Here is an 11,255-nt window from a genome sequence, read left to right on the forward strand (position 1 = left end):
GCCTGTAGAGTGCGTCTTGAGATTTTAGATTTTAGATTTTAGATTTTAGATTTTTAATATCATATCAATTTTAGTTGTCTCGTTCATATTGTTAACCAGACAAATTTCTGGTAAAATAAGTTTTATATGTTGGCGTTTGTAGGGTGAGTCAGTCTTAAGGTTAGTACAAAAAAATCTGGTTTTTCAAACTGACGCACCTTAGTATTTTTGCCTACAAACCAATTTAATTTTCTGTCCTTTTAATCGGAATTTCGATTATAAATTCAGTGCCTTTCCCCACCACCGAGAAACACTTGATTTCACCTTTATGTTTTTCGACAATAATTGAATGGGAAATCGCTAAACCCATCCCCGTTCCCGAACCGACCCGTTTTGTAGTATAGAACGGGTCAAATATCCGCTGCTTGACTTGATCTGTCATACCTGCACCGTTATCAGAAATTCTAATCACAGCGAGAGTACCTTCTACCTCTGTACGAATGCGAATAATTCCCGGATTTTCGAGCGGTTCTTGTAACACGTCAATAGCGTTAGCAATAATATTCATAAACACCTGATTCAATAGTCCGGCGTAGCACTCCACCCGTGGCAATTTTCCGTATTCTTTAACGATTTGAATTGCTGGGCGATCGTACTCCGTACCCGCTACGCTATTGGGATGAACTTTCAGACGGTGTTCTAAAATCATCAATGTGCTGTCGATTCCTTCGTGAATGTTAACCTTTTTCATGTCAGATTCATCGAGGCGAGAGAAATTTCGCAAACTCCGCACTATATCCCGAATACGAGTGGCTCCCACCTGCATAGAAGACAGCATTTTCGGCAAGTCGTCTAGCACAAAATCCAGCTCTAAAACTTCTATTTGCTCCTGAATCGCTGGAGAAGGTTCCGGGTATTCATCTCGATACATTTCTACCAGTTTCATCAGGTTTCTGGCGTATTCTTCTGTGTAGGTAAGATTGCCGAAAATAAAGCTGACAGGGTTATTGATTTCGTGGGCGATTCCTGCTACCATCTGACCGAGACTTGACATTTTTTCTGCTTGAATGAGCTGGGTTTGAGCAAGCTTAAGTTCGCACAGAGTTACTTCTAGTTTGGCTGCTTGTTCTTGCGCTATCCGGGCTGAATCGAGGCTTTGAGTGTAAAGTTTAGATTGACTGATCGCGATCGCTAGTTGATCGCCAATTGCCTCCATTAACTCCACTTCCTCTTTTGTCCACTGGCGAACCTCCCTGCAAGAAATGCAGCCAACAACACCAGTTAGACCCCCCGCACTTTTAATCGGCAAATCCAAGACAGACTTGCAACCAACCTCCAAAAAGAATTTTTGTTCTACGGGATCGCTGACAGTTGCAACATCATCTATTTGATAAACTTCCAAATTAGCGATTTTTCGCGGCAGCATACCCGTTATGTCAGCAGGAAAATAACCCAAAAGCGAGACCAAGTCATCATTTTTAGCTTCGTGGACGACATCCCAAGCTGGTGGCGAAGCGTCGGGCAAATACCAGATAAACACACAGCGATCGACTTGCAGCAAGTCGCGAATCTGCTGCACAGTTGTTGCTAAAATAGTATCTAAATCTAGAGATTCGCGGATATTGCTAGCTAGCTGGTTCAGCAGCGCTTCCTGCTCCGCTAATTTGCGGAATCTCGCTTCCGACTTTTGCAACTGTCTTTGAGATTCTTTTTGTTTTGTAACGTCCAAACCCAAGCCGATTAAGCCGATCGTGTTTCCAAAATCATCTTTGACCTTAGTTTTAATTGTCTCCAAATAATGTTCTTTACCATCAGCAAGCTGCATCACTTCTTCAGCATAACAGGGAATATCTTGGCTCCACGCTTGCGCGTCAGATGCCATGCAGTTAGCAGATGCTTCTAATCCCATAACTTCGGAATAGTGAGATGCTGCTAAAAATCTTGATTCAGGTATAGCCACATCTTCGCAGAAAGTTTTGTTAATTAATAACATCCGTCCGCTAGCATTTGTCAGCCATACCCAGATCGGAGCGTTGTCAATAATTGCCCTCAAAGTTTGCTGTTGTCTGGCGAGAGCTTCTTCTGTTTGTTTGCGCTTAATTCCCAGGGCGATCGTATCGGCACTTGACGCCAAAGCAATCAGCGTTGATTCGTTCAACTCCTGGCGAGCAAACATCGCGATTACTCCCAGCAACTGATTGTCAACAATTAGGGGATATCCAGCAAAAGCCACCATTCCTTCACGCGCCGCCCATTTTTTGTCCTGGATTCGGGGATCTTCTTTCACAGAATTAGTGATGTGAGGTTGTCGCTCCAGGGCGATTAAACCAATCTTGAACTCCCCGACAGCAATGCGGCTGTGAGCGCCGTCAATATGAGTATATATCCCCGCGCTTGCTTGCAGTTGCAATACATTTCCGTCTTCATTCAACGTCCAAATCCGAGCAAAGGCAACATCCAAATGGCGCACAACTGCATCGGCGCAATATTGCAAAGTTCTACGCAAACCCTGGTTTTGAGTTAGAACAATTCCCACATCTGCTGTGAATAAAGAAAGTTTCAATTGTTCTGCTAAAGCTTGTTCTGCTATTTTTCGCTCTGTAATGTCCGTAGCAGAACCGAGACGCTGCTTAATTTTTCCCTCCTCTGTTCTGCTAAATACAATTTCCCGGCTGACTAGCCAGCGCCAACAGCCATTTTTGTCGCGCACCCGGTATTCGTACTCACCAACTTCGCCGTCGGGAGCAGTTTCCAATTGCTGCAAATATTCTGGAAATTTAGCTAAATCATCAGAGTGGATAATGGTAGGCAACAGACTGCTGCCCATTTTTTGAACTTCTTCGACGGTATAGCCCAGCGCGACATTGATTTCGCGGTTGTTGTACACATTTCGCTGCTCGATCTCGTCGTAGACATAGAGAATATTCGGAGTAGCATTGGCAATTTGTTCGAGAAAACGCTGGCTTTCTTGCAGCGCTGCTTCTGCTTGTTCTTGAGCGGTAATGTCGCGCCCGACACCATAGATCAATTCTTCCTCGCAGAAACCCGTAGCAGTCCAGGCTATCCACTTGTAAGAACCGTTGCGACAGCGCCAGCGATTTTCAAACCCAACGGTATTATTCCCCGTAGCAACACTTTCAGCTTCTTTTAAAGCAGTTTCGCGATCGTCTGGATGCACGAATTCAATGAAGAGTTTGCCAATCATTTCTCCTGGGGAATAGCCGAGGATTTTTTCTGCTGCTGGGTTGATGAGTGTTATATAACCGTCAAAACTAATGACGCACAGCATATCTAGCGAGAGGCTAAAAAAGCGATCGCCCCCGTTGGGTTCGCTGGATGGGCGATCGTTTTGGGCTGCGACAGCAGAAGCTTTTGATCCCGCCCATACCGCCAAAAAGACAATATTTGCTATTGCCAAAAATCCCAGGGCGAGTTGGCGATGGTAGAAATTATCGCCACTGCCAGCTACGAGCCACCCGTTTAACACCAGCAGTACAATTATCAAAATTGAGAATAAACTCCCAGGGGCGATCGTCGCTACGCTGATTTTTTTTTCAGAATGCTTTCTAGATTCTGCTTTTTGTATTGTGGTGACTGCAGCCATAATTTTTGTCCACAACAATTGCAGGAATTTCACCAATTTAGTGCTTTTGGATTCTCCTACTTGAACTGAATGTTTCATTCTTTTACTCTATAGTTACTTTGAGTTGTGCTGATTTAAAAATTACAATAAAGATGTTTAAATATTATAAATATTTCCTACTTTGCGAGCTCTAATATTGAATAATTGGGTAAATGTACCCAAAACGAGGAGATAATTAAGTATATTTACGGAAGTAGCCACCAATCTCTTTTTAGCTGGGGTACGCATTTGCTAATTTTTGCGACTCAGAGAGAGAGTTTACTTATAATACTACGCGATATATTGTTGTTAGTCATTGGACATTTGGCCTAATTTACCTAGTCCTAGACGCAAACCCTAATTATCTAGGCTGCGCCTGAATCTGCTTACCGCCTTATCGTAGCCTGTTATACCGCACTTTTGGCCTGTAGAAATAACTTGGTTTGATGTAGAAAAATACTGCGTTTAGCGCCCTGGCTGTGGGTTAAACAGCCCGGAATATTAGTCAACTTCAAACAGGTTGAATGTGAGCATAAATTATGAATTTAAAATAAATATAAACTTCTGATTTGTGAAAAAAAAAATCTTCCTAGCAGTTTTTCCTTGCACGAGATGTTCGCGCGCAATGGCTAATTAGTAATTGGTAACGGGCAATTGGTAATTGATACGAGTTTAAAACACTAGATATCAATTTTGTTCTGATTCATCCGCAGGCGATGGGGGCCAAGCAGCTTGGCGACCTAGTTGCTGTTGCCGAATTCGCTCCAAATTCCCCGCTGGAATAGAAGCTATGAGTTGTCGCGTGTAAGCTTGCTGCGGTTGGCGGTAAATGCGCTCAGCAGTGCCAATTTCTTCGATTTTACCTTTGTTCATCACGATCGCGCGATCGCTCATAAACTTGACCACGCTCAAATCGTGAGAAATAAAAATATAAGTCAGTCCAAACTCTGTTTGCAACTCCTTCAGCAAATTTAAAACTTGCGCCTGCACCGACACATCTAATGCCGAAACCGACTCATCGCAAATAATAAACTTAGGATTCAAAGCCAAAGCTCTAGCAATACAAATTCGCTGTCTCTGTCCACCCGAAAACTCGTGAGGGTAGCGCCGCATAAAATCGGGATTTAAACCCACTCTATCCAACAAATAAGCCGCGCGATCGCGCTGTTCTTTCTGGTTCTTACCAAAGCGGTGAATCACCATCGGTTCCATCACCGCATCCCCAACACTTAGACGCGGATCGAGAGAACTAAAAGGATCTTGAAAAATAATTTGCAGATCGCGCCGCAGCCACCGCAATTTGCGATCGTACTCTTTTTTCATCCGGTAATTAGCCATCCACTGCGATGCCGAACTACTTCTGGCAGGAGGCGTAATTTCTTGACCTTCAAAAAACACTTTACCGCTGGCGATCGGAATTAATTGCAGCAAAGCCCTCGCCAAAGTAGATTTGCCGCAGCCAGACTCGCCCACCAAACCCAAAGTCTCGCCGGGGTAAACCTCAAAAGAAATATCGTTTACCGCCATAAACAAGCGTTTAGTTTCGCCAAACATTCCCTGCACCGGAAAACCGACTCGCAAGTTATCAACAGCTAGCAAAGGGCCGGAAATATGCGGCAGCCTAGGCGGTTTTCCGGTTGCAAAAGCGGGATTTCCCCCACTGTTGTCGCCGTCTAAATCGGCATTTTTCTCGACAATTACTAATTCGCCGCTAGCATTTGTGGTGACATCCATAAAATCGGAAACTGTCGGCAAACGGCGCCTTTGCCGATCGAGAGTTGGGCGGCAAGCTAATAAACCTTTTGTGTAAGGATGTTGGGGATTGGTGAAAATTTGTTCGATCGCACCGCACTCAACAATCTTGCCTCGGTACATCACCGCCACCGTATCGCCAATTTCAGCAATGACGCCCAAATCGTGGGTAATAAAAATCATTGCCATGCCTCTAGAGTCCCGCAACTCCCGCAGCAAAGCTAAGATTGTTGCCTGCACGGTTACGTCCAAAGCCGTGGTAGGTTCATCAGCAATTAATAAAGTTGGATTGCAAGAAATGGCCATTGCAATCATCACGCGCTGGATTTGACCGCCTGATAGTTCGTGGGGATAGCGATCGAGCATAGCTTGTTTTTGGCCGTTGACGAGCTGCATCAAATCGCGATCGTCCTCCCGAACCGCTTCTTGCCGCAAAGCCAAACACCGCTGCCTGAGCTCATCGTCGCCCGGTAGCAGCTTCACTTCTTGCAGCAAAGAAGCAGCTTGGCGTCGCGCTTCTGTCTGCGACACCTGTTGGTGCAAACAAATGGCTTCTGTGAGTTGGAATCCGATCGTATAAACCGGATTTAGCGAACTCATCGGCTCTTGAAAAATCGTCGCAATCTGACTGCCCCGGTATGTTTGTTTTTCCCTGTCCGGCATTTCCAGTAGATTAAGGGGCCCATTGCTAGCGCCGTCTTTTGTCGGAGAAAACCAAATTTCGCCCTCGATTTTCGTTGACGAACTCGACAGCAAACCCATAACAGCCAGGGATGTTACCGATTTTCCCGAGCCCGACTCTCCCACGATGCCCAGAGTTTGCCCTCGCTTGACCTCAAACGAAATGCCGTCAACCGCTTTGACGGTTGCAGACGCATCGCCTGCGTCCGCAGATTGAAATTGAACCCGCAGGTTGCGAACTTCTAGGACGGTTTCACTCATGGAAGTCTATGGCAAAAATTAAAGGGAGACTAAGTGGATTGTAGCAGGGCCTGGTAAATTACCCAGCACGCTCCCTGAGTACAGGCACAGTGTGGGCTTTCAATCGCCCTGAAATAATCTTGCACATTGCAAAACAATCTCGAACATAAGGGCTTATTTACGAAAGCCCCAATAGCAGCAATATTCTTACTGCCGTTTAAGTCGGCATCACCTTTCCAGCCACAATGGTCACAAGCGAACTTTTTACCAATTCTATAAGATTCGCCCCGTCCAGGGTGAATATGATTGCACTTGTGGCACATTTTGCTAGTATATCTAGCTAGGCTCCCCAAACAAAATCTTTACGCTATGCTTTATAGCTTTGTAGATTAGGAATTGGCGCAACTGAAAGAATGCCCAGTTATTGAATCGTCTCCGCACTTGTTTCGAGCGTGGCTGCTGATTTGTGCGCTCCCTAATTCCCGTCAAATCTTCCAAAGCGACAACTTGATTTTTGTTCTTAGCCTTGGTTACGATACGGTGACTGATAGTGTGATTTACCAAAGTCTGAAAGCGCTTTTCCTTGCCCGACAACCGTTTCAACAATTCTCGACATCTACGCCGAGTGCAACGCGAGCCTTTCCTGGCTTTTCGCTGGATATTTGCTCTCAACTTGGCATAATGATTCCTAACTTTGGTAATTTATTTACCGCTAAATGTATCTCCCTCAGAAGTAACTGCAATATCACTCCTACCCAAATCACAGCAGTAAGTTTAAGGCTCTGGGAGCGAGAAAATTTTGTTTTTATAAATTATCGAACAATAGGGAACCAGAGGTTTTTAATATCGAGGAAAGATAATTTAATAAATCTTTGTATGCTGCAAGGACGACTCTCAAATAAAATGGGATAAGGCATCAAAGAAGCCAGCAACTCAATACTAACTTGTTTGTGGCATTGCCAAAGATATACCAAGATTTTAAGCGTCACGTATACGTCCGTTTTTAGTTGGTGTTGCAGGTGGATGTGGTAAAATTGAGGAAACATATTTAACAGATGGGGCTTGTTGACAAAAATTACCTCATCTTTTTTACCGCAACTTGCCGAAATCCGCAACAGGTAGGGATTTTGACGAGGTTGTCACCCCGTCAGCTCGCGAACGCCTGAAGGGTTGCATCAATTTTGATGGACTGCTCAGGCGCTACTTGGAGCTTGCAAGGGGCGGGTAAACCTGCCAATATCTGCCAATAATTGACAATCTCAAAAACCCGCGCCGGCCGGGATATTATGGTCAATCGATCGGACATGATATCAGTTAAACCCGCAACTACCCAACCAAAGTCCGCCTATCCCGACGAAACAAAATCCAGAACCTGCGGAGGCAGGTTTTGTCCCTGTAGCTGCGACTTAAGTCGCCCAGACTTTTCAAACATCTTCTAACCAACGCCCGCCAATTCGGTTAATAATATGTTTAGTAAAGTTTAAACGACCAACAACGATGATTCGCTCAGTTTTCACATTTTTTACAGTATTAATTGTAACCGGATTAGTATGGTTGGGAAATATCGCCCCCGTTGCCGCACAAGTACAACCAACAGATATCGCCGATCCCCAACAGGAATTGGGAGAACTCGTTCAAAAAGCTTTTGAAGCTACAAATGAAGGCAAATTTCCCGCCGCTGAAACTTTTTGGACTCAAATCATTGAAAAATTTCCCTCACAAGCGGCAGCTTGGAGCAACCGAGGCAATTCTAGAGTCAGCCAAAACAAACTACAAGCCGCTATTACCGACTACGAAAGAGCGATCGAACTAGCACCCGACGCCCCCGATCCCTACCTAAACCGCGGCACCGCCTTAGAGGGTTTAGGACGCTGGGAAGAGGCGATCGCCGACTACAATCATGTACTAGAATTAGACTCCCAAGATCCAGCCGCCTATAACAACCGAGGCAACGCCGAAGCAGGTTTAGGACAATGGGAACAAGCAATTGCCGACTACAGCAAAGCCTTTGAACTAGCCCCCGAATACGCCTTTGCCCGCGCCAACCACGCCCTGGCACTTTATCAAAACGGGCAAACCAAAGAAGCAATTCGCAACATGAAAAACATCGTCCGCAGATACCCCCAATTTGCCGACATGAGAGCCGCCCTCAGCGCCTGTCTTTGGGAAGCTGGAAATCGCGGCGAAGCTGAGAGCAATTGGGTAGCAGCCATCGGCCTCGACTCCCGCTACAAAGACCTCGATTGGGTTGCCAATACCCGCCGCTGGCCACCACTTGCAGTCAGTGCATTAGACAAATTCTTGCACTTGAAATAATCTCAAAACGCCAATGAAAAATTGTGAGCATCCCATAATTGTGGCGTATAATTCCTAAAAGGGATGCTCCAAAAAATTGCCAAATTTCATCCTAAGCTAGCAGTAAATAAACTCTTGAAGAACCATTTAACTGGTTCCCAAGCTCTGCCTGGGAACCGATGTAAGCGAGGCTCTGCCTCGGCCCAGACTAGGGAGGCTCTTCCTCCGGGTCTGCGTTACCAGGCTCTTCCTGGTAACGAGTATAATCATTTAGGATTGCTAAGCTGTTCGGCATTTAAAGGGCTTGCGTAAGGTGCGTCAGCATCTAAGGTTTTCCGTTTCAGCGTAAGGGTTCTAGCTGACGCACCCTACTAGCCTCGTTACTGGTTTAAATGCTCCACAGCTTAGAGCAGTAAATAAACTATTGAAGAACCATTAAAACTCTTCTTCCTGGTTTCTTATTTCCTCAATATTCATCCCTAAAATCCGTTCCCTCCGTTGAATTCTCTTCTCAAAAATCGTATTCTACTTCTCCAGCAACAATCCTATCTGTCACCAATATTCTGTACAGTTCCAGTTCTTCAACAGTAACTTTTCCGTCAGCACAAATCGCTCTTCTGATGTCTTCCATTTCTTGCTTAGATATCTTGCCGTTAGCAACAGCTCGCTCGATTTGGGCTTGGAGCTTTTCTAGTTGCCGAGTTTCTTCCAGCGTAGGTTGTTTATCAGTCGATCGCGAAACTAACATAGTGGCACTCTCCTAGAGCTTAACCTCTACTCTGTACTAAGCCGCCGCCGCAGATATTGTCAACTCAAAGATGCAAAAATTGACAAACAAATGTAACAAAACTACATTTACTTGTCAATAGGATAAGGTGCAAAATTATTTAACAAAATTACCTTTGTTTGTCAATAATATCCGGTTCGCTGCACCCTACAGACATTGTTTATCAAAAAAATAAGGTGCGGAATGCGTAGCCTACAGACTGACTGGCCTACTGAACTAATTCCCAAATCCGCGCAGCCGTCAACTCCTCGACATTCCTGAAAACCGCTGCTGCACCCGCATTTTCCAGCCCAGCAGCATAAGCCTCGCAGCGCACAGCATCATCCAAAACATGAGGTGGCAAAATTCCAGCCCCCAGCCAAACCCGATTTGGTTGCACTTCCCGCGCCTTCACAACCGTGTAAATATCCGCAACAGTATCTCCCGCGTAAATCACGGGCAAATTTTTTGCTAAACCATGCAGAGTTTCCAACTGTTCAATTGCCGCGAAAAGTCCAGCCGGATCGGGTTTTCCCGGTGCATCTTCCATCGCCACCAACACCGGGGAATTTAAACTCAGTTTCCCTGACAAAACATAAGCAGCTTCATCCCGCATCGCCCCGCTAAAAAAGCCCCAAACAATGCCCCCAACCGTTAAACTTTCCAGGTAAGCCGGACTTAACAGCAGCGGTTCGTCGCAAATGTAACCAGTCCAATTTTTCTCATCGGGCCCGCGATAGCGACTTTGGAAAAAAGCCACTAATTCGTCATAGTTGAGAGCGAGTTGGTTTCTCGATCGCCCAATTCCCTCAAAATAACGGCAAACTAACTCGAAAGACGCCTGCCAGTCATTATTCCACACTCCCTCAGACTTCAGAGAGTCGATATCGAGAGAATTCGGGCGAAAAGCACCCGCCGTGAAATGTTCCACCGCATCCGCGATCGCCCGCCGATAGGAACCCGACACATCCCGCACCACACCATCAATGTCAAAAACTACAATAACTCTGTTCACAATTTAACCATCCTTGTACCTAGGGCGGGTGAGAACCCAAATTTTATCGGTTTCCAGCCCCTGAGTGGCGCTAAAAGCAGTCGCGCCACAAAACTTTTTATGGCCGATGACCAATTATCGAACAGAGTGTGCTACGCTTAGCGATTGTAGAAATTTTTAACAAGTTCGATCGGAACCCTGGAGGTTTGCTTGTCCAAGTTCATCTTAAAAGTTCTCTGGCTAGAAGAGAATGTTGCCCTCGCCGTTGACCAAGTTGTCGGCAAAGGAACTAGCCCGCTGACATCCTACTTTTTCTGGCCACGCAAAGATGCGTGGGAAGACCTCAAAAACGAACTCGAAGCCAAACACTGGATTGCTGATAACGATCGCGTCGAAATCCTCAACCAAGCCACAGAAGTAATCAACTACTGGCAAGAGGAAGGCAGACGGCGCCCGATGACTGAAGCTCAGTCAAAGTTCCCCCTAGTGACTTTTACCGGCAGCAACTAAGCCCCGCTTTTAGTTGCTACCCATATACATTGCCTGTTATGGCTAACGAGGGGAAGGAGAGAGGGGAGAAGGCGAGAGGATTTGACGCTTTTTCCACCTCGCCGTGAAACATAAAATTTGAATTCGCTACAGCTTATATTGATATTAAATCCGATTTTCATACCTACTCTGGTTGTGGGCTTGGTCGATTCGAGATTTATTGAAAATAAAGCTCTAAAATCGGCGTTGTTTTGATAATTAATACTTAAGCGAAAAGTGGTTTGACGCGCTGCTTATAGATTTTTATGAACGGGCAAGATGCCCGTTCCACAAGAAAATTCCCTCTTTGTGGAACAGGCATCTTGCCTGTTATTGAAAAGGGTGCAAAATGTGAGTTATAACTGAAATGTACCATTGTCAATAAGCTTTATGAACGG

The 11,255-nt window shown here is 45.4% G+C and carries 8 protein-coding genes; 2 read left to right on the top strand and 6 right to left on the bottom strand.

Annotation, left to right across the window (positions count from 1 at the left end; all coding sequences use genetic code 11):
• Positions 1–223: 223 nt before the first annotated feature.
• The 4 genes from QUB39_RS22520 to QUB39_RS30670 all read right to left on the bottom strand — a co-directional run bounded on the left by QUB39_RS22520 (position 224) and on the right by QUB39_RS30670 (position 6,946).
• Complete coding sequence (locus QUB39_RS22520; RefSeq protein WP_333233880.1) at positions 224–3,661, bottom strand: PAS domain S-box protein; 3,438 nt, start codon at positions 3,659–3,661, stop codon at positions 224–226.
• A gap of 627 nt (positions 3,662–4,288) precedes the next feature.
• Positions 4,289–6,295, bottom strand: a complete 2,007-nt coding sequence (locus QUB39_RS22525) for an ABC transporter ATP-binding protein (protein WP_333056862.1) — start codon at positions 6,293–6,295, stop codon at positions 4,289–4,291.
• Between the two features lie 29 nt (positions 6,296–6,324).
• A complete protein-coding gene (locus tag QUB39_RS30665) occupies positions 6,325–6,627 on the bottom strand; it encodes a zinc ribbon domain-containing protein (RefSeq protein WP_445243046.1) in 303 nt (100 codons plus the stop codon).
• Positions 6,611–6,946: an IS200/IS605 family accessory protein TnpB-related protein gene (locus tag QUB39_RS30670; RefSeq protein ID WP_445251911.1), complete on the bottom strand. Its 336-nt coding sequence runs from the start codon at positions 6,944–6,946 to the stop codon at positions 6,611–6,613. The genes QUB39_RS30665 and QUB39_RS30670 overlap by 17 nt, the downstream gene beginning before the upstream one ends.
• Before the next feature lie 825 nt (positions 6,947–7,771).
• On the opposite strand from QUB39_RS30670, the gene QUB39_RS22530 reads away from it, so the two are divergent.
• Complete coding sequence (locus QUB39_RS22530; protein ID WP_333056863.1) at positions 7,772–8,590, top strand: tetratricopeptide repeat protein; 819 nt, start codon at positions 7,772–7,774, stop codon at positions 8,588–8,590.
• Between the two features lie 490 nt (positions 8,591–9,080).
• Here the strand turns inward: QUB39_RS22530 and QUB39_RS22535 are convergent, their stop codons facing one another.
• Positions 9,081–9,317 carry a hypothetical protein gene (locus tag QUB39_RS22535; protein ID WP_333056864.1) on the bottom strand — a complete coding sequence of 79 codons (237 nt, stop codon included), beginning with the start codon at positions 9,315–9,317 and terminating at the stop codon, positions 9,081–9,083.
• 247 nt (positions 9,318–9,564) lie between these two features.
• The gene (locus QUB39_RS22540) at positions 9,565–10,350 is read right to left on the bottom strand and encodes a TIGR01548 family HAD-type hydrolase (RefSeq protein ID WP_333211905.1); all 786 of its coding nucleotides are present in this window, start codon (positions 10,348–10,350) and stop codon (positions 9,565–9,567) included.
• A gap of 177 nt (positions 10,351–10,527) precedes the next feature.
• On the opposite strand from QUB39_RS22540, the gene QUB39_RS22545 reads away from it, so the two are divergent.
• Entirely contained in the window at positions 10,528–10,839 is a 312-nt protein-coding gene (locus tag QUB39_RS22545) for a 30S ribosomal protein PSRP-3 (RefSeq protein ID WP_333056906.1), read from the top strand.
• Positions 10,840–11,255 lie beyond the last annotated feature (416 nt).

Source organism: Microcoleus sp. AT8-B5, assembly GCF_036705565.1.
In the GTDB taxonomy this organism is placed as follows: Bacteria; Cyanobacteriota; Cyanobacteriia; order Cyanobacteriales; family Microcoleaceae; genus Microcoleus.